The organism is Bacillus sp. TH22, from assembly GCF_016651015.1.
GTDB classification, from domain to species: domain Bacteria; phylum Bacillota; class Bacilli; order Bacillales; family Bacillaceae_G; genus Bacillus_A; species Bacillus_A mycoides.
This window is the reverse complement of the sequence record NZ_JAEKER010000001.1, coordinates 383,885-404,198: the sequence shown is the minus strand read 5'-3', so window position 1 is coordinate 404,198 and position 20,314 is coordinate 383,885. Positions and strand designations below refer to the sequence as shown.

Annotated in this window: 18 protein-coding genes and 5 pseudogenes; 6 read left to right on the top strand and 17 right to left on the bottom strand. The window is 31.3% G+C overall.

Annotation, left to right across the window (positions count from 1 at the left end; all coding sequences use genetic code 11):
- Window positions 1–123: 123 nt before the first annotated feature.
- From JFU18_RS02275 to JFU18_RS02255, 5 genes and pseudogenes are all read right to left on the bottom strand, one after another.
- On the bottom strand, window positions 124–1,911 hold the full coding sequence (locus tag JFU18_RS02275) for an ATP-binding protein (protein WP_201031116.1): 1,788 nt from the start codon (window positions 1,909–1,911) through the stop codon (window positions 124–126).
- 352 nt (window positions 1,912–2,263) lie between these two features.
- Window positions 2,264–3,115, bottom strand: coding sequence for a Cof-type HAD-IIB family hydrolase (locus JFU18_RS02270; protein WP_201050219.1), 852 nt, complete (start codon window positions 3,113–3,115; stop codon window positions 2,264–2,266).
- A gap of 177 nt (window positions 3,116–3,292) precedes the next feature.
- Window positions 3,293–3,870 (bottom strand): annotated as a pseudogene (locus JFU18_RS02265) (cysteine dioxygenase family protein).
- 113 nt (window positions 3,871–3,983) lie between these two features.
- Window positions 3,984–4,850: pseudogene (locus JFU18_RS02260) on the bottom strand (cytochrome P450); the annotation flags it as partial.
- Window positions 4,851–4,943: 93 nt separating this feature from the next.
- A pseudogene (locus JFU18_RS02255) lies at window positions 4,944–5,247 on the bottom strand (hypothetical protein).
- Between the two features lie 256 nt (window positions 5,248–5,503).
- On the opposite strand from JFU18_RS02255, the gene JFU18_RS02250 reads away from it, so the two are divergent.
- Together JFU18_RS02250 and JFU18_RS02245 are read left to right on the top strand one after the other, a co-directional pair.
- Window positions 5,504–6,025 carry a DinB family protein gene (locus JFU18_RS02250; RefSeq protein WP_002168266.1) on the top strand — a complete coding sequence of 174 codons (522 nt, stop codon included), beginning with the start codon at window positions 5,504–5,506 and terminating at the stop codon, window positions 6,023–6,025.
- Window positions 6,026–6,243: 218 nt separating this feature from the next.
- Window positions 6,244–6,648 carry a PadR family transcriptional regulator gene (locus JFU18_RS02245; protein WP_307838359.1) on the top strand — a complete coding sequence of 135 codons (405 nt, stop codon included), beginning with the start codon at window positions 6,244–6,246 and terminating at the stop codon, window positions 6,646–6,648.
- 102 nt (window positions 6,649–6,750) lie between these two features.
- On the opposite strand, the gene JFU18_RS02240 is transcribed toward JFU18_RS02245, so the two are convergent.
- The 6 genes from JFU18_RS02240 to JFU18_RS02215 all read right to left on the bottom strand — a co-directional run bounded on the left by JFU18_RS02240 (window position 6,751) and on the right by JFU18_RS02215 (window position 12,104).
- Window positions 6,751–6,906: a DUF1540 domain-containing protein gene (locus JFU18_RS02240; protein WP_000046089.1), complete on the bottom strand. Its 156-nt coding sequence runs from the start codon at window positions 6,904–6,906 to the stop codon at window positions 6,751–6,753.
- Window positions 6,907–6,976: 70 nt separating this feature from the next.
- Window positions 6,977–7,609, bottom strand: coding sequence for a Vat family streptogramin A O-acetyltransferase (locus JFU18_RS02235; RefSeq protein WP_201031120.1), 633 nt, complete (start codon window positions 7,607–7,609; stop codon window positions 6,977–6,979).
- Window positions 7,599–8,882, bottom strand: a complete 1,284-nt coding sequence (locus tag JFU18_RS02230; RefSeq protein WP_201031121.1) for an MFS transporter — start codon at window positions 8,880–8,882, stop codon at window positions 7,599–7,601. Before JFU18_RS02230 ends, JFU18_RS02235 begins: the two co-directional genes overlap by 11 nt.
- 267 nt (window positions 8,883–9,149) lie before the next feature.
- Window positions 9,150–10,385 carry a cytochrome P450 family protein gene (locus JFU18_RS02225; RefSeq protein ID WP_201031122.1) on the bottom strand — a complete coding sequence of 412 codons (1,236 nt, stop codon included), beginning with the start codon at window positions 10,383–10,385 and terminating at the stop codon, window positions 9,150–9,152.
- 162 nt (window positions 10,386–10,547) lie between these two features.
- On the bottom strand, window positions 10,548–10,952 hold the full coding sequence (locus JFU18_RS02220) for a hypothetical protein (RefSeq protein ID WP_002032464.1): 405 nt from the start codon (window positions 10,950–10,952) through the stop codon (window positions 10,548–10,550).
- A gap of 147 nt (window positions 10,953–11,099) precedes the next feature.
- Window positions 11,100–12,104 carry a DUF1835 domain-containing protein gene (locus JFU18_RS02215; protein WP_201033863.1) on the bottom strand — a complete coding sequence of 335 codons (1,005 nt, stop codon included), beginning with the start codon at window positions 12,102–12,104 and terminating at the stop codon, window positions 11,100–11,102.
- Between the two features lie 297 nt (window positions 12,105–12,401).
- Here JFU18_RS02215 and JFU18_RS02210 point away from each other — a divergent pair, with 297 nt between their 5' ends.
- Window positions 12,402–12,605 (top strand): hypothetical protein, encoded by a 204-nt coding sequence (locus tag JFU18_RS02210; protein WP_002085221.1) that lies wholly within the window; start codon window positions 12,402–12,404, stop codon window positions 12,603–12,605.
- Between the two features lie 313 nt (window positions 12,606–12,918).
- On the opposite strand, the gene JFU18_RS02205 is transcribed toward JFU18_RS02210, so the two are convergent.
- A complete protein-coding gene (locus JFU18_RS02205) occupies window positions 12,919–13,122 on the bottom strand; it encodes a hypothetical protein (RefSeq protein WP_002085220.1) in 204 nt (67 codons plus the stop codon).
- A gap of 629 nt (window positions 13,123–13,751) precedes the next feature.
- On the opposite strand from JFU18_RS02205, the gene JFU18_RS29710 reads away from it, so the two are divergent.
- On the top strand, window positions 13,752–13,943 hold the full coding sequence (locus tag JFU18_RS29710) for a hypothetical protein (protein ID WP_242486445.1): 192 nt from the start codon (window positions 13,752–13,754) through the stop codon (window positions 13,941–13,943).
- A 594-nt stretch (window positions 13,944–14,537) separates the two neighbouring features.
- Here JFU18_RS29710 and JFU18_RS02200 read toward each other — a convergent pair.
- The 5 genes and pseudogenes from JFU18_RS02200 to JFU18_RS02180 all read right to left on the bottom strand — a co-directional run.
- Window positions 14,538–14,828: pseudogene (locus tag JFU18_RS02200) on the bottom strand (homoserine dehydrogenase); the annotation flags it as partial.
- Between the two features lie 71 nt (window positions 14,829–14,899).
- Complete coding sequence (locus JFU18_RS02195) at window positions 14,900–15,316, bottom strand: DUF3995 domain-containing protein (RefSeq protein WP_201031125.1); 417 nt, start codon at window positions 15,314–15,316, stop codon at window positions 14,900–14,902.
- A 145-nt stretch (window positions 15,317–15,461) separates the two neighbouring features.
- Complete coding sequence (locus tag JFU18_RS02190; RefSeq protein ID WP_201033864.1) at window positions 15,462–16,229, bottom strand: DUF3959 family protein; 768 nt, start codon at window positions 16,227–16,229, stop codon at window positions 15,462–15,464.
- A 210-nt stretch (window positions 16,230–16,439) separates the two neighbouring features.
- A pseudogene (locus JFU18_RS02185) lies at window positions 16,440–18,175 on the bottom strand (RNaseH domain-containing protein); the annotation flags it as partial.
- Window positions 18,176–18,563: 388 nt separating this feature from the next.
- On the bottom strand, window positions 18,564–19,298 hold the full coding sequence (locus JFU18_RS02180; protein WP_201033865.1) for a trypsin-like serine peptidase: 735 nt from the start codon (window positions 19,296–19,298) through the stop codon (window positions 18,564–18,566).
- 135 nt (window positions 19,299–19,433) lie between these two features.
- On the opposite strand from JFU18_RS02180, the gene JFU18_RS02175 reads away from it, so the two are divergent.
- Both JFU18_RS02175 and JFU18_RS02170 read left to right on the top strand, forming a co-directional pair.
- Complete coding sequence (locus JFU18_RS02175; RefSeq protein ID WP_201050218.1) at window positions 19,434–19,817, top strand: hypothetical protein; 384 nt, start codon at window positions 19,434–19,436, stop codon at window positions 19,815–19,817.
- A complete protein-coding gene (locus JFU18_RS02170; RefSeq protein WP_201050217.1) occupies window positions 19,759–20,130 on the top strand; it encodes a hypothetical protein in 372 nt (123 codons plus the stop codon). The genes JFU18_RS02175 and JFU18_RS02170 overlap by 59 nt, the downstream gene beginning before the upstream one ends.
- The last annotated feature ends 184 nt before the right edge of the window (window positions 20,131–20,314 follow it).

The window sequence follows — 20,314 nt, the reverse complement described above, 5'->3', positions numbered from 1 at the left end:
ATACTGATAAAAACTTAATAGAAATTAAAACAAAGGTTAAGAAAAGGTAAAGTTTACTAAATTAAATATAAAAATACCCAATGAAAAAGTTTAGCTTTTTTCATTGGGTATTTAATCATTTATTTAAGAGTTAATACTAGAACGTATCGATATACATTTATCATCACAATTTGATAGAGATTGTTTACTCTGAATTTTCGGCAAGTAAATAGTTACAGTTGTCCCGACGCCAACCTCACTCATTATACTTATTGTTCCTTGATGACCTTCAATTATTTTATAACTTAACATCAATCCAATACCGGTACCTTTTTCTTTCGTACTATAGAAAGGTTCACCTAATCTTTTAATTCTTTCTTCAGGTATTCCTATTCCTTCATCTATTACACTAATAATGACACCTTTTTTATGTATTTCTTTTATATAGATTGAAATTTTCCCGCCATCTAGCATTGCTTCAATTGAATTTTGCAAAATATTAATAAATACTTGTTTCAATTGATTTTCTGAGCATTCAATGATTATCTCTTTGGAATCTGTAAATAGTTCAACTTGAATATTTGTCATGATTGCTTTTGTGTTCATTAAAGAAACAACATTTTTAAATACTTGATAAATGTTTTTCTTTTCAGTTGGGATTTCATCTGTTTTAGCAATCGATAAAAACTCTTGGAGGATTGCTTCTATTCTTTCTATTTCGGAAAGCATAAGGTCAAAATATTTTTCTTGATCTTCTTTATTAATTTGGAATAACTGTATAAATCCTTTAATTACAGTTAATGGGTTTCTCACTTCATGAGCTACACCGGCTGCTAATTGACCAATTGCCGCAAGTGTATCTGATTTATTTAGCAATTCTTCTGCCTTTTTCCGCTCTGTAATATCGCGGACAATGATCATAATTTTATCTTGTAATAACGGTAAACATCTAGCTTCAAAGAAATCGATACTTCCATTAATTGTTAGAGGATATTCTACAATTACATTCTTTCCTTCTTCTTTCAATTGGCGAATTGCTTCTTGAAATTGCTGTGCTACTGAAGACGGTAAAATTTCGTAAAACTTTTTTCCCATAAAAGCTTCTGCGGGCACGTAAAATTTTGTAGGAGATCCTGCTTTATAATCTATAATTGTCCCATCGTCCTCTGTTAAAAAACATAAATCTGGTAAAGCTTTGAAAATTAATTCTAATTCAGAGGTTTGTTGTTTTAATTGCCCTTCTATCGCTTTTAAATGTGTAATATCTACCCCAACAGCCCAGTAACTAAATCCTGTTACAGGAAACTGCTTTGATATATTGGACCACATTATCGTTTTAATTTCTCCATTTTTACATGTTAAACTCATTTCCCAATCTCTAAAATTTTTTCCACGAGTCAAAAATTTATTTTGTATTTGATGGCGATAATTATGGTCAGGATACAGTAATTGAAGAGCGTTTGGATTCCCAATTATTTCTTCAGCAGTATAACCTGTTACAATCTCGCATTCTCGATTCCACAAAACAAAATCTCCATTATAGTCAAGCGCATCAACCATAACAGGCATGTTTTGTAAAATCGTATGTAGTTCTTCCTCTTTTCGAGAAAGTAACGATGTATTTTTACTTTGAACTGCTTTTTTCACCCCAGTTATAATGAGGTTAGAAAGCATTTCAAAATATTTTTGGCAATTGAAAATTTCGCTTCGTTTGGACCATACAACAAAAGATCCTAAATATTGATTGTATAAGAAAAGGGGGATTTCAATTTTTGGAAGTTTACATACTTTCATTTCATTAATTCCAAATGAAAATATACATTCGTTTTCAGCATCAAGAAGTTGATGTGATATGTTGGTTAATTTATAAAATTGTTCTGCCATGGTTTCTATTGTACTCACATCAATAAGTTCCATTAGCCGCGCATTCATTCCTTTTTCACCTCGATATGTAAAATTTATACAAATTCAAAATTCATACTTCTTCATTATACGAAGAAAGTGCCCCTAGGTATATAGCTGTAGAATAATTATTCAAACAAATTCTATTTTTCAATTAAAAACAGAAAATAATATGGGATTGTTACGCGCTGCTAGTAGCAGTATAAAAATACAATAACCGTAAAATTCACAAAAGTTTCACAACTCTCATGAAAAATATAAACATTTATTCCAATATATTCTATATAATGAGTTGTAATAAGGCTTCTATGAATCTCATAGAATACCTTACTCCTAATAAAAAGAAAAAAAGAATCTATTTGGATTCTTTTTTCTTTTTTTATTACATTACATATTTATATAAAGCATGTGCGACACCATGTTCTTCATTTGTTAACGTTTCGTATTGACACATCACTTTTATTTCTTCAACTGCATTTCCCATTGCAATTGATATATTTGCTTTCTCCATCATAGAAACATCGTTTAAGCCATCGCCTATTGCTACAGTGTTTTCAACTGGAATATTAAGATGTTTTGCTAAAGTATATAATCCATTTCCTTTTTGAGCATCTCGATGATTAATCTCTAAATTATGCCAATAGGAAGATGTAATAGCTAAATCCGTATTATGCAGAAATGTTTCTTTTAATTTTTTTAATTTCTCTATGTCATAAGAAAACGGTAAAAGTTTATGCACATGTATATCCATTTCTACAATTGGTTTACAACTTTCTGTACTATGAAATGCTGTATGCTCAAGATATAATGCAGCAATCGTTTCTAACTCTTTCAAGTTGAAATTTTCTTTTGAATTCTTTACATACTCGATTTCATTTCGTACACTCTCTACTCCATAATCTGGTACATACACACCTTTATTAGTATAAAGTTGATAATACAAATCATTCTCTTCAAGATATTCTATAATCTCTAGTGCTTGCGTATTTTGAATTGGGTATCTCTTCATCATCTTTTTATCTGTATAAATAAGTGCACCATTTTCAGCAATAATCGGACATTCTAAATTCACTTCTAACAATAGTCGTTCAATATCCACAATAGAACGTCCTGTACAAATTGCTACAACATGGCCGACTTCTTGACATTTTCGAATTGCTTCTGCATTCTCTTTACTAATCATTTTATTCCCTGAAAGAAGAGTTCCATCTAAATCAATTGCTATTAATTTCATTATTTCTTCACCACTTTCTATAAATACACGAGATCTATTTAACAAAAAGGTATCGTTTTCATATTGAGCTCGTTAAGTACTTCTTATTTATAATTTATGAAAAGCGTTTCAGGTCAAGAAATATTTAAAAATAAAATCAAAAGCTTTTCTTTAAAGAGAAAAGCTTTTGATTTTAAACTATGAACTATAACTAATATATTTTGTCTCACACATATACACATTCTTTTCTTCAGTTGGGACATATACTTTAAACTTTTCTAAACATTTTCCGTAAATATGAATCGTGACAACGCTTTCACGTTCAGCTATTTCAAGAATATGACAATCAGTTGGTGGAATGACTTTATCTGTTTCTCCTTCTCCCAAATAAAGATTTCTTGTATGGGTTAAATAAACAAGTGAATTTTCAAGCTGCTTAGTTTGTATAAAGTTCTGCACCATTATCCTTCCTGAAAAAACACCTTCTACTCCCCATGTACCATCATGATCATGTAAAGGTGTAGATTGTCCATCTTTCCATACGAGAGCTAATACTTCAAATCGCTTTAAAGGATCTTCATATAACAAGTGTCGTGCATATTGAGCCGAATTCGCCTTCTGTTTTTCTAGCGGAAGCCATGTTTTTTTTCTAAAAGTTCTTCTAGTAATTTTTCAATCGCACAAACAATTTGATCTTCTAATAAATTACTATCAATTAAATCCGTTACAGCTTTAATAAATGTTTGAAACGTTTTACTTCCATTACACGTTAACATAAGCATCCTCCTCCACTCTTCTTTCACACACTTCCATACTAAATAGACCACTAAAAATTTACAATTGAGAAATAAAAAACAAGGTACAGTAATTTTGTACCTTGCTGAACGTTTTACCTAGTTTTCAAAAGAATAGGTAAGTATTTTAATGTTTGTTCATTTTCTAATATACATTTTTCTAAATTGAACGATGGAGATAACTCTATTCTTTCAAAGGCATTTATAAAGGTAGTTAATGCAATCTCAGCTTCTAAACGTGCAAGTGGCGCCCCTAAGCAAAAATGAGGACCTTTACCAAAGGTTAAATGCTTTTCATTTCCTATTCTGTGTAAATTAAATTTAGAAGCTTGTAAGAACTTTTTCTCATCTAAATTTGCTGCACTAACCCACGCAACAATCATTTGATCCTTTTTCATAAAAGGTCCAAATATATTTGTGTCCGCAGTAATCCTCCTAGCTAATGTAATGGGAAAGCGATAGCGTAAAACTTCCTCAATCGCTTTTGAAATTAACGTAGGTTCTTTTCTTAACTCTTCATATATTCCAGGTGAATCTACTAAAAAGAAATAAAAGCTGTTAATAATTAAATTTGTAGTTGTTTCATTACCTGCCGCTAATAAACCTAAAGAAAAAGTAACTATTTCTTCATCGGTTAATCTTTCGCCTTCATATTCAGCTCGTATTAAATCTGAAATAATATCGTCGGTTAAATGATATCTTTTCTCTTGAACAATTGGAAGCAGGTACGTTTTAAATTCATTTAACGCAATTCCTTTTTCTACATCCAAATCGTCAAATTTTTCTTTACTATATGGCATAAATAAAATATCAGACCATTCTTTAATCTTTTTACGATCCGTTGTTGGCACTCCTAATAAATCGGATATGACGGTAACAGGTAAAGGTGCAGCAAACTCTTCAACGATATTAATCTCACTATATTTTCCGATATTTTGTACAAGTTCATTTGCGATAGACTGATATGTAAATATAATAAAAAACGAATGATTAATAGAAATATTCTACGCCACTCGTTTTTTATCGGACTTCTTTTTACTGTACTTTTATTTTCTTTATGAGTTATTAGAAAAATAATTGTCTATATAAGTCTTTATTTTTTCAAAATCCTTTTCCATAAATAAGATTGCTCGGTACTTCAATTATTGGAAGATTATTTTCATTATCAAAAGGTGGACACGGTTTGGGAACTACCAAATAGTCAACTGAGTTTTTATCCCTAATATAATTAATTGAAACATCATAATACTTAGAAAAATATCCCTTCAAATCATCCTGATTCCTTAAAAATGGTAGAGAAAATATTGAACCATAATTTATACCAGCGTCGACAATTAATACAAAGCATATTTTTTTCATGATACACCCTCCTCGTATAATAAGTTTTAAGTTAATAACTGTTCCTTGAAAATTAAATAGTTTTTATCTTCAAGAGCTACATCAAAAAAATGATGTATGGGTAAAATTTAGTCTTGGATAAGGTAACACTGATAAAAACAGGTTTCCTTTTTCTTTATATTCAATTAAATTATATCATTATTTTACATGAATTTTCAGACTTTGTTTTTTTATTTTATTGGTAAACTTATGCTTAGCATGAATTGGAGGGATATATATGATAGATTATAGAATAATTTCAAAAGAAAACTATTCAAATAAGATTGGAGAGCTTGTAACAATGCTTGAACATACAAGAGATGTTACATTGAGCGAAATCTCCAATTTAAACCAAAGTGATTTAGATTTCTTACCAAACGGTAGTTCAAACACTATTGGTTCTCTCTTATCACATATTGCAGCGATGGAGTTTGTTCATCAAGTTATCTCGTTTGAAAAAAGAGATTTAACTGAAAGTGAATATCTAAAGTGGCGAATTTCTTTAGAACTTGGAGACAAAGCAAGGGAAGGAATAAAAAAGCAATCTTTAGATTATTATTTGAATGAATTATCACAAGTTAGAGAAAATACACTAACATATCTGAAATCAAAACAAGATAGCTGGTTATTCGAGGAAAACAAGTGGGATAATGGTGTGCCTTATAATAATTACTACTTGTGGTTTCACGTTATGGAAGACGAAATTAATCATCGTGGACAAATAAGAACAATTAAGCGATTGATGGGAATGAATAAATAAATCTTATTCAACCAAAGGGTGCTTTACTTGAGAAAGTCACTAGAAGAGTCAAATGATAACTATGAACTGCCCCCAATTGCTAGGTTTTGTTTAACAATTGGGGGCAGTTCATTTATAGCGCATAGGTAATCAGCTTTTTGTTAATCATGAGGTAGATATTTTTAACTAAAAAACCAATAATGGAAATATATTACAGCTTATGACCCGTTTTTACACGTATCTCGGCTGAACCCCATAATACACTGTATCCCGCTCTTCGGCGCTTCGAAAATATGGGGGCTATAATTAAACAAATACATAAACAAGTCGGAAAGCCGAATCGAAATATGTACGACATAACTGAAACAGGAGAAGAAATTTTTTATGAAATGTTAAGAGAGTTTCCCGAAAAGATTGCGACAAATAACGCTGAATTCCTTGTGCGTATCGCGCTATTTGAAAAACTTGATTACGAAGCTAGAAAAGAAATTTTAACAATACGCCAAGACGTACTACATAAACAGCTTACTGCTATTCAATCTTTACGTGTTAGCTCATCTTTTATTACAGAAGTCATTGAATTTAGTAAATCACGTATTGAACATGAATTGCTCTGGATTGCATCACTTATGAAGAAAATATGAAAAAATAAAAAGAAAAGTTAAAAACAATGAATGAAAATGAGATTTATTATCAATACTATAATTAATAAAAGGGCAACCACGATTTGGCTACCCTTCAAAAATTTATACTTCTGGATCAAAAGTTTTGCAATCTGTTTCTTCAGTTGTAGATGCATGTTTACCTTTATGACTTACTACATAAATTGCATCTGCACTACATTTATTGCCGTTAGCCCAAAATTTACAGTTGTTTACTTCACATAAAACGTCTTGTGCCATAGTATCACACCTCCTTGTTCTATTATCATTAACAAAATTCGGAGGTATGATACTCTTTGACATGCATTTTTTATTCCCTTTTTAGTTTTCTTAATGGTTCAATGTCTCCTTGTACAATACCATCTATATTTTCAGTTATTTTTTCAATGTCAAAATGCCACCATTGAATTTGCAATAACTCTTCTACTATTGTATTTGTAAATCGTTCCTTTATTTTATTTGCAGGGTTTCCGCCAACAATTGTATATGGTGCGACGTCTCTAGTCACAACAGATTTTGCTGCAATGATTGCACCATCCCCTATTTTTATTCCAGGCATAATCGTTGTATCCATACCGATCCATACGTCATTTCCTATAACTGTATCCCCTTTGTAAGGTAAATCAGACAAATTAGGTGTATACTTCTCCCACCCATTCCCAAATATATTAAATGGATATGCCGAAAATCCATCCATCCGGTGATTCGCTCCGTTCATAATAAAGGTAACTCCATTTGCAATACAACAAAACTTTCCAATGGTAAGCCTATCTCCAATAAATTCATAATGATATAATACTCGATCTTCAAATGTTTCTCCATCTTTCGCATCATAATAAGAATAGTCACCAACAAATATATTAGATTTCGTTATTGTATTTTTTATAAAATGAACGTTTTGATTTCCTTCAATAGGGTATTTAACATTTGGATTAGGATTCATGTTGCACAGCACTTCCTTTACCATTCATTTCACTTTCTACTGCTATTACTGGCTTTAAATTGTATATAGGCAAAATAAACAATAATCCAATAACAAATAGTAGAGCCGTCCCCTCATACATCGTACCTAATGAAAGCATCTCCTTTAATGAACCAGCTATACTCATCGTTACTACCATTGAACCGGTGAATAGTGGACTTAAAATGCCGTTCACGCGACCAATAAAATCGGTATCGCTATTTTGAATAATGAGCGTATTAATACCAATTTGGATACATGGAAGAGCTAAACCACTAAAAAGTTGTGCCGTAAGTGTCACCCATAAATTTGTGGAGTAGCCTATAATACCAATTCCAATTGCCTGACCGAGCATCCCTACAATTAACATCTTTTGGGGAGCAATGTTTTTCGCAAATACCATCGCTAAAGCTCCGCCAACAATCATTCCCGCACCATTTACTGTTAGTAACCATTGTAAACTCTCTTTTGATAACCCTAACTGCTCAGTCACAATAAAGATGCCTAGTGGCTGAATTAAACCTATACCTAGTCCAGCTGCCATAAAACAAAACCCTAGCAAAGTTAATGCTTTTTTCTTTTTTACATATTTAATACCATCCAGCATTTCCTGTAACAGCGTAATTTCTTTCTTCTCATTATCATTCTCAAGATCTTTCGGAAGAAATAACAACACAGCTGCTGCAAGTAAAAATGCGATACCAGTAATTATTATTGAAATATAGATTCCAAAACTGTGAAAGATAAATGTTCCAATAATCGGTCCTAACACCATAAATATTGCAAATATCGTTTGATATAATGACATCGCTAATTGAATTTGTTCCGTCGATAAGTGTTGTTTAAACAACTTCATTCCAGATGGTTGAGAAAACTGCGAAAGGATCGCAGAGATGAGCGTCACAAAAAACACGATTTTCCACGTTCCAAACATAAGTGTAATTAATACAGCGAATACGGAAATAGAACTTAACGTTTCACACCATATCATTGTCCTCTTCGGCTTCCACCTATCAGCAAAAGTTCCTCCAATAAAGGAAAAAATGAAAATTGGAGCAAATTCAGCAACCGAAATCATTGAAATAGCAAAAGCATCACCTTTCGTCATTTCCATAACATAAAGTAATATCGCAAAGTTACGAACCCAAATTCCAACTTGTAAAAATAATGCTGATGCTAGAATCCCTTGCACAAATCGATTTTTTAATACTTGTGATACCCCATGATTTTGTTTCGTTTCTGCAGTCGTCGACATAAAAAAGCCTCCTATTTCGTGTTCTGAACAGGAGGCAGCACAAATCATATGAAAAGACTATATATTCGCAGTGCGAAACACATCCCTTTTCTATACATGCACATACTAATCCTATTCAGAAGAATATTTCGTTTTTTAACGAAGATCTCTTACAAATAGAATTAGTTGATCATTGGGATGTTTTCACCCTTCCGTTTCGAATTTAAATAACACATACATACTCTATGTTAATCATTTGTCGTGTATGCATGTCTCAATATAACTATTCTAAAAAGACAATGGTAATTCCTCTAAAGAACGCATTAAATAATTACCTTGCCAATTAATTTTTTCACGCTCACCTTTTATTTGTAACGATGGCATTCTTTTAAACAGAGCAGTAATAGCAATCTTTGCTTCCAACCTAGCAAGTGGTGCTCCTAGGCAGAAATGACTACCATGCCCAAAGGCAATATGACGGTTATTTTCTCGTGTAATATCAAATACTTCTGGGTTTTCAAATACTGTTTCATCACGGTTTGCTGAAGCTAATGCGATAATAACCATATCTCCTTTTTGGATTGTTTGGTCATGAATTTGAAACGGCTCAGCCGCCCATCTTGCAGTTGTCACCTCAACTGGAGAATAATAACGCAATCCTTCCTCAATAGCTGAATCAATTAATTCCGGATTTTCTTTTAATAACTGTAATTGCTTCGGATTTTCAAGAAGTGCTAATACCGTATTTGTTATTAAATTCACTGTCGTCTCGTGTCCGGCTACAATTAATAACATGATCATTGAATATAGCTCTCGAGCACTAAGTTTATGCCCTTCATTTTCTGCAAGTATTAACGCACTAACCAAATCTTCTTTTGGATCTTTTCGTTTTACATCAACTATATATTGGAGATATGTAATAAACTCAGATAGTTGTTTTTCGGTTTCTTTTATTTTTTCAGGTGTTTCTGGCGATGCAATGACAGCATGAGACCAAATTCTAAATTTCGCTTGATCCTCTTTTGGAATTCCAAGCATCTCACTTATTACAATAATCGGTAATGGGAATGAATAATCATCCACAAGATTTAATGTACCTTTTCGCTCTATTTCACTTATTAAATCATCCGCTATTCTCTGAATTCTTCCGTCTAATTGTGAAATCATCTTCGGTGTAAAAGCTTTTTGAACTAAAGATCGCAAACGACTGTGGTTAGGTGGGTCCGAATTTAACATGTGCGTTGTTAAATGATCACTATTGTCAACGGAAAGATGCATGTTCTTTGTATCTTGAGGAAACACATTTGCCTGATCTTTTTTTAAGCGATTATCTTTTAAAAGCGGCAGAGCATCTTCATATCTTGTAATGAGCCATTCTTTACCAATTTCAATTTGATTTACAAATAATATAGGCTGCACTTTTCTCGATTCTTTATAAATTTCATAAGCATCTTCTTTAAACTGAGCAGAAGCTAAATTAATGCCATCCTCTATTTTTCGGCCAACCTTATTTTTTATTGACATTACATTCCCTCACTCTCAATTATTTGTGTAAATCAACCTAACATTTGAATTATACTTCAATAAAAACTAGAAAATTGTAAATTTTTAATTAAAATCTTACTTCGTATATTGAAAAATAAAAAAATGAGAGAGTAAAATTATTCTACTCTCTCTCACTTCCTATTATGCGAAGCACATAAAATTACTAATTTGTTGATATCGATAACTTACTTTACGACGACGACCACCTTGCCAAGTGTAACCTGAAACCCCGCTTCTTCTTACCTCGGTTGGAAAGAACCATAAATCTCTTCCGAAAGGACCAGGTCGATGTAAACGTAAATAGCCCCATCTTCCTAGACAGTTACACATCCAAGATTTCATATTGCCTGCTTGTGCTGGAGAAGCAAATGTGGACGGTAACGACGGAGCTTGTGACGGTGGTGGTGACGTTGGAGCATCTTCCGCATCATCTGGTCTATAGTCTTCTTGTTCAATATCTCTCACTTCATTTGTAGATTCATAACCGTAGTTTTGTGGATTATAATACATCTCTTGATCATATGGATAGTTTTGTTGGTTATACATAATAACCCATCACCTTCTTTTCATTTGTTTCTTTTAACATTCATATGTGATACGCCATTCATAGGAAGCTTATGTATAGCCTAAATTCATCTAAAAAAAGCTCGTATTTTAAAAATACGAGCTTTTTTTATAAACAAAATATATTTTTTATTTTATTAACTTCACACTATAAAAACGCATTTGATCTAACGAACCTTCATATTCAAAGACTTCTTGCTTAATTAATTCTTTCAAGCGATATTCCAAAAACGTATCCCCAACCAATTGATCCGAAAGTCCAAGTGCTTCACCTATTACTCTCGGAGCTTTATGAAATTCTTTATCTGCTCCTACATTTTTCGCACACTCAATAATGAATTGATCAAAATAATCTTCTTGTACAGAATGCACTTCATCGTCTTTCCAAACTCTTAAAAACTCCGTGCTTTGCGATAATCTATCCCACTCATGTGCAAACTTCATTCGCTTCTCTTCAGGTAAATACGGAAATTCCACAAAACTTTTTTTGAATAGTGCTAAACTTTCAGGAGATAATTCTCCAGTTCCACGAATATCATAATCTTGTTTTAATATTTCTCTACTCGCTTCAGAAGTATTCAGAACACGAATATCTTTCTTATCTTTTAATTGCGCAATTGCAAAACAAAGCCCTACATGCTCATGAGCATTATCCGCCTTCCAAATGGTAATCGGTGTTTCATTCGAAATTGAATGTAGATCTTCTAAAGTAGCCTTAAATCTTGGTAAATACTCTTCTTCAAAATAACAATCATAAGAAGTTAAGTTATTTAATAACCACTGTGCCCTTGCTAATTGACCTTCATTCGTATGTAATTGATATATGGGACCAATTGAAAAGAATTCAGAGTATGAAACAACACTCTCCTCGTGTAATCCTTCTTGTTTCAACATATATTTTAAACATCCGGCAGTTGAATCATCAAAGGCAATATGAATGTGTGTGCTTTCTTCTAAATTCTTTTCCTGAGTTGTATGACTCGTCAATTGCTTAGGGATACTCGTTAAATTTTTTATCATATCTTCGCTATAATTCCCGTCTAATACATCTAACTGTATTAGAATACTTTGAAGTAAATGTTTTGCTTCATCTTCATACATATCCTCTACAACATTTTTAATTTTATCTATCATATAAATCCCTCTATTCATTTCTAAAATAACGTAGATTATAGTGTATCATTTTAGCCCAGATGTTTAAAAGTCTTTTTAAAATCAAATCGTTTATTACACAGATTGCTGCAGCCATCTAAGTTTTTAACAAAAGCCTTCTCTATATTCCTCTCAATCTATAGATCTATAATATTTTTTCTTCCTCCTTATTTATCTCCCAAAATCACATTAGTTGCTAAATAATTTTTAAACACTTTGTAAATCTTTTTATTTAAATGTATAATTATATAGAAAATAAAAAATACAGGAGCAATATTAATGGCGAAAGTACTTACTAATTATAAACATTATTTAAAAAATTGGAGATTTATATTTATTTGTATATTACCTGCTGTCGCTTTATTGTATACATTCGATGTCATCTTTGAACTACTGTGTCACCAAAATTTCTATTTGTCTAATTTAATTATTGCTATCATATTAATCTTAATATTTATTAACGTTAAAGAAAACTATAATTGAAACGAAACCGTTTGAAGCTACATTTTTCATAAAAAATTAGAGGTTTTTTCTGAGTATTTAGTAGGACACGAAGATCTTGTCCTATTACATACTATATGCTTGTACTTATTACATTGTGCATTAGAAAGCACAATGTCTAGATGCCAAATAGATACATACACATTGGAGTAACTAACACGCTAGAAAAGACTTTCCTATATTCATTCTTAATAGCCTACATTATTACTAATAAAATTTTCTCATACTTTCATTGTACAATTGCTTTATTTATAAACAAAAAACATCCCCATGGATGTTTTTTATCTAATTACCTTTAAACTTCCATAAATTTAGCAGGTACACCAATTTTTTCAACTACAGAAGATATATTAGTAGGGTTAATCATTACATTTTCAATACAAACTAATTTATTTTCTAATAATCCATTCTCTGTAGTAATAAACTCTTCAAATCGTTCTAAAGTCATTGAGAATTTGTGCTCACTTCCACCATTCATACTGACTTTTACATACTTCATAGTGTCACCGCCTCTCTTAATTATCTATAATTCGCTAAAAATACGCTTACATCCTTTTATTAAAACGTGGATTTATCACTTTTATCACTTCCCACTACACGTTTGAAATGATTTTGAGAAAAAAGCTACTAAACACCACCTGTTCTTTTCATTAAAATTTCAATAGAATGTTTCTAGAATTATATATCTTTGGAAAAGATTATATAATAGTACTGATTAAATATTAGGAGTGTTATTAATGGTTGATACAATCCGACTCTTAATCATCATACTTATCGCAATTTTTTTATTTTCATCAATTATTATGGGGTTTAAAAAACCTCACAAAAGTATGTTTTGGTTCTCAATTGAAGTCTTGTTTCTGCTAGGAATCGTACTTTTAATGAAAGAATTTTTCATCAAGCTTTCCGCATAAGCCCTTACCTTAAGTAAAACATAATATCCCATCAATAACGCAGGATAAATTATGATTGTTATTTTTTTCACTGAAGTTAATAATTTAACTTCCGATAGTTATTTTTTATTTATAACTACTTTATAAGCTTCTGCTAATTACTCTTTTTCGTATATTATCATGAAGACTAGAGCAAGCATGCCTTGTCATATATTAGATAAGGGATGTGATAACATTGGGTAACGATAACAATCAATTTATTTTTCATGTAGTACAAAGTTCGGCAATTAAAAGATTTATAATTATCGATATAATTACTGGAACAGGAATTTATTGGACCGTAAATTTCATTTCTTCTAATGCATTACTCGCAATTATTAGTTGTTTTTTGGGGACAAAAAAAATGAAAAAAATGCATCATTCATAGAAGCAATAACTAAATCCCAATTCATTTCTTTCAAATCTGTTGCCTTTACTCTTCTTGAAGTGGGAAAGCAATTTTTCACAGTTGGCTAATTCATCCGACTTTCTGGCAGACAATACTTTTGATTGTCTGCTTTTTGTATGAGATTTTTTGTTTGACATATACTACTTTTGAACCTGTATACCAATACAAGCCATTTTGGTGTTTGGGATTTCCCTTCCTGGGATAAGTATTTTTGAACTTATCCCTTTTTTGTATAGGCATGTATATTTGGGATAAAACTAATTACAAGCAGATTTTCTGTTTATTCGTAGTTCTTAACCAAAAGACTTTTCTCCTTTAAAGGACAGTAGGTACGACTGCTTGTCCTTTTTTATTAATATTTCACACACCATTTTTTGCCCCCTTCTAAGCATTCTATTACAGCTCCCAAATAGCCAATGTTTATAGTCATAATAAGCAGTTGCTGATACTTTCCTTTTTGAGTTACACAACACAATAAAAATGTGTAACTATAGATTTGAATCCATGTCCCTCCTATCTCAAAAGCTCTCCTAAGTAACTAAAAAAACACCTTAAGTGGGTGTCCTTTTTTCTTTATGTAAGAGAACATACAGATAACATTAATTCTCCAAATGTCACTGTTCCTAGTAACCCTAATACAACTCCTATTAAACAAACACAATCAGCAAGACAAATTGAAGATTGCGATAATGGAACAAATGACCTACTTGTGCTCGATCCATAATGTCTTATTTTTTCATAATTTATATCCAACATTAAATGTAGACATGATACACAACCCTCAATAGTTTGAAGAGATTCATTTTCTAACCGCTCCAATAACTTGTTATTTAAAGCAAATGGTAGAGGGTACTGCTTATCTAATCATCTCTGTTGCCGTATAAATCCCTAGTTTAGTTTGTAATAAAGTATTAAAATAATGCTTGGTTATATGTTCACGTTATTATTGCTAATAAGAAGGATAAAGATAAAAATGCACAAAGTGGTACATATAAAACAGTATCCATTCTAGCAAACTGCGTATCTTTTTTTCGTTTAAAGATACCAAAATAATGAAACTCACCAATTACTCTTATGAAAAAAACAACCATACAAACCCAGGATCCCATTTGAACAAAAACATTGGGAAGTGCGGAATGAACAATATTTGCTTGTTGTAATAAAATCATTGCTGCCATACTTAATAATAACGCAATGAACAATGTCATTCCTGTACCTGGTGTAAACGCCTTTTCTCCAGCTTTAGTTGGAATGACACTATTTGTCGCCCACTTACCTCGGAAAGCCCAATAAACATGTAAAAAACTAACTAAGAATAATATGCAAACAGAAATATATGTAATAATAAGCATTTTGTCCTCCCATTATTTTATTTAAATCCTTACCTTTAAAATATGCTATGAATCCTTCATACGCAGCCTATATTTAATTACATAAAAAAACCCCTTAATGATTTATCAATTTTACGATAAATCATTAAGGGGTTAATGGAATTTATTATGCATTATACCTATTTTTTCGACGTTCCATCCTAGTTTGTCCTTGAACAGTACTTTCTTTATATTGATCTATTTGCTCTGCCATTTCATATGTTACAACTGGTTCTTCGTTATTACGCTCATGCATTGTTTCTGGCCTTTTACGTTTAGAACCTTTGCCACCAAACTTAAATAATTTCATCTTAAATTTCGGTAATCTTGGAAAGCGGATCTTAAATGATAGCCTTTTACGCTTCTTTTTTTGTTTAAATAAATTAGTATTTTCTTCATTAGTGTCTTTCTCTTTACGGTGTAATAACATCGCAAGTAATCCACCTAATATAAGTCCTCCAACTAAAAGGAGAATATATAAGTAATGGCTTGTCATTAAATTCATCATACGCTCAAGTATGACTAACGACTGCACTTCTTTTATATCCCATAGTAACGCGGCCCATAATGAGAATAAGCCCAAAGTAAGCCCGTATGTACGAAACCGGAATAAACACGGAATTAACGCAATGCAAGCGGCGATTTTCGCGTTCGCTATTATTGAACTTATTGAAATATCCTGATTCCAAATGACTAACAGTAATGTTATAAATGGTGCATACGCTATCCAGCTACATATACGTGAATATATCTTTTTCGCAAAGTAACTACCGAAACTAGTAAAAAATAAAAGTCCTCCAATATATAAAGATTGTTCAAGAGGGATTTGCTTTAACATTCCTGCAATTGGAAAGAGGCCGCTCAGTAGCATTAATAATACATCTAATTTCTTCACAATTCCCCATTCCTTTCAAATTTTCTTTTCAATTAATAAAAATCGCTTTTCCATATGATGTAGTTTTTGTATTTCTAAAAAACATCTTAATCCTGTATGTAAATAAAGTAAATACGTAAAAGAAAAGATACATGACAAAGGATAGCCTTATTTACATGAAAAAATGACAAATCCTGCTCATTATTACTAGCAGGATTTGTACACTATTATTTATATTAATATCAATGTATCTTCTTTTTCTAAAATTATTACATCTTCATCTAATTCGTCATTGAATTCTTTAAACTCCCTTGAATCAATATCGGTAGTATAATTTTTAATTAATTTAGCCATATGCATTACATACGTATTATGAATATTTTGTTCTGAGAGCAAGGTTGATTTACAGCACATGTAATGTATCATTTTGGCGATTTCTTCTCTCTCTTCAGATTTTACACCAAGCGGGATAACTTCGAGTATGTACTGCTGTACTATCTCATTACAATCTAATTCGTATGCAGCCGTGCTATAGTAAATTCCCATTTGATCTACAAATAATCTCGTTTCATTCATAACATGTTCTTGGTCTCTAACAATATAGTTCGGTACATCTGAGTTAGTATTAATTCTAATTATGTTTATATCCTCTTTTAAATTTGGGATTATTTCAGGTGAAGCCCCAATATTAACGCTTTTATTTTGCAATTCCTCTATCCAATATTTCCTCATATTGGCATCTACAATAAAATAAACTTCTTTATTTTGTTTATGTGCATCTTGTGAAATTTCAACTAATGTTTCTGACATAAATTGTTTAAAACTGACTCCTATATCATTCCTTTTTGATGGTTGTGGTAAAAACACTTTATTATTACCTATATTTAATAAAGTATGATCAATTGTGCCCCATTCTTCTTGACCATATAATTTATATAATATTTCTCTCCCATTTATTTTTGAAAAAATAGGTAAGAAATCATATTTAGACATTTTCTCAATTGATAAATTTACAATTATCCCCGGTAATTTTATCTTATTCCAACTACACTTTAAGAATCCCTTTTGTTCTAACAAACTAAGAATGGCATTAATAATTTCTTTTTTAGATACACTTTGTCCGATAAATAAATTAATAAATGCTGAAATACGTTCCGTTTGAGCGAATCCTTCCCGAATAATTTGCTTTGGATTAATTTTTTCGCGACCATCACAATTTTTTATTGCAATTAATGCTAATTTCATTTCATTTTGCTCACCTGCCGTAGCATGTACAGCTTTTACGACATCGTCTACTAGTTTCTTTTTGTTTTTATGACTATATTGCATTCTATATGGATTTTGTAACAATTTCCTAATGTTATATCTTACTATTTTTAACAACACCGGATTGTCTGCATTTAATACATAGGAGGAATCTCCGTTTTGAGCTAAAACTATTTTGCTATCTAATAACGCTTGTTCTATCTCTATTACTATATCATCTGACCATACTTCTAACGTAATTGATTCTAATCCCTTTGGGGCAAATAAAGGTAATAACTCATTCTCATTATTAGTTAATACATTTTCACATTCTGGAAGTAATGTGAAATATGGGCATATTCGCTGGAATTCATTAAAAAGTTCCTCTTTTTCTCTTACTTTTATACCAAATTTTATTTTTGTTCCTTGAACTTTATATATATTTTCGTTATATGGAAGAAGCACTCTTACCTTTGTTCCTCTAATATACTCTTTCGGACATTGGAGAATGTTCTCTAATTTAACTTCTCCCCTATCCTATAATCATCTTTTAAATTTCTAAAACGTTTAATCCACTTTATTCCTTTTACAGCTTGTTGTACTTTTAACTTTACAAATCTTTGCTTTTTATTATTTGATTCAAATTCAGGAGTTGAAATCAGTATTTGGCTCCGCTTTCGCCCTAAAAGTATAGGGATATCTTTATGATTATATTGTTGATATTAAGAATATTTTTATGATTCCTTGGTATTAGTGTGTTTTAATTGATTATGTCTATTATTGAGGAAGACATATCAGCGATAATTTATGTCTATTTTGTATGAGTGTTAGCAAGTTCGTTTGCAAACTTGTTAGCACTTTTTTATTTAGATAAAACATTACTCCTTATGTACCAAATATCGCCTTATTTAGATATTTTTTCGCGGGATATATCCTATATGAACAGGTTTTTAGATTATATCTAAAGCGTTGATTTACTAGAACTTCAAAAAAAGTGATGTTTCATAATGATTCATCACTTTTTTTGTTTTTGTGTGGCAAAGAAATACTTATCAAAATAAAATCTAAAAAATCTAGTTTTTATTGTTCAAAAAATCTTCTGTACTTATTTTAATGAAAATATGGTCCATTACCTAATTGAGATTTTATTTTCTTTTTTATTTCTCCGATAGCAATTCCCTCATTGTTTACTTTTCCATTTCCATCAGATATTGCTGCATGATGTAAAGCTACTACCTCCCAACTATCATTAAAAACCGGAGAACCAGAAGATCCTCCTAAGGTATCAGTTATATATTGTATTTTATATCCAGATACTGCTGTAACCATATTTTCACTTAAACTCACCATTTTTTCAGCCCCGCCTGGATGTTGAATTATAAAAACATCTTCCCCTTCACTTATTTCAGTTTCATTAGGCAACCCAATAAAACCCCATTTTGCCCCAGGATTATTATTTAATTTAACTACTGTATAATCTAACTCTGGATCAGTAATGAACAAGACATCTGATTCACAACTGTATTCATCTACTGGTAGAAAGTTATTTGCTAGGTCTTTTTGATAATTAAATTGAATTTTCGCTCCAATTGTTGACTCTTTTGTTGGGAAAACATGATTATTTGTTAAAAGCAAATCCTTATCAATTAAAAAGCCAGTCCCAACTACGGTATCTCCATTTGGTAAAGGAGCTAAAAGAATTCGCGCTACTGCCCCCGCTAAATGCACAGCTCTTTGCAATGTAGCAATTTGTCTTAAATTATTACGTAAAATCATTTGCTCACGTTGTAGCTTTAGATGTTGAACCTTTAATATTTCAAATTTTGGTCCTTCTCTATAAAACATCTTTTTCCCTCCAAAATACTTTTTTTACATTTTGAACCAAAATAACCATTTTCATACCAGTTGATAAACGTATATATTTTTTTTATTAGCTCACTCTATTCTTGTGTGACAAAAACATTTTTGGAGGTAATTTTTATGTTTAGCCCATTAGAAAAGCAACTATTAACCGAACTTTTAAAAGCACGTATTCCCGGTATAACTCAGGCTCAGATTGAATCTTCGTTTCAAAAAGGGGAATCTGCCGTTTTACAAGCTGAATCTACAGTTCATCAATCAAATAATCAAAGTTCAGACGAGCTTTATTATCTTCCTGTAGTTAAAGGGGAAAAGTTTAAATTTAAAGCTGGACATTCTTTTGGTCTTCCTTTTGTCTCTTCTAATACTGGAATTGATATTGAAGTAGAATCAGGTAATCAACAAAATCAGACTCAAGAATATTATTATCTTCCTATAGTTAAAGATGAAAAGTTTAAATTTAAAGTCTGGACATTCTTTTGGTCTTCCTTTTGTCTCTTCTAATACTGGAATTGATATTGAAGTAGAATCAGGTAATCAACAAAATCAGACTCAAGAATGTTATTATCTTCCTATAGCTAAAGGAGAAAAGCTTAGAATTAATACTGGAACTTTTACATCAACACCTTTTGGTTCTTCTAATACTGAAATTGATATTGATCTTGAAGACAATATCTTAAAATCAGCATGTAAAACTTTAGCAAAAACCATTTATACTGCAGCTGTTATCGCAGCTCGTGCTCTTGATCCTGCTAGTCAAATAATTGCCTTAGCTGCAGCTGAAGCTGTTTATGCTAAAGCCAAGAAACAATGTTAAATTATCCTCTTAACTAATTAAAAATTAATTATACAAATATTTTTTGTTCAATAGCTCTAAATAAAGTTAGTATACTAACTTTATTTAGAGCTCATTAATATATACAAAAAACTCTGTGAACACGATTCTATATACATTTTCTTTGTTCTTAATTGCCTTGTATAGGTAAACCACACCTCTATTT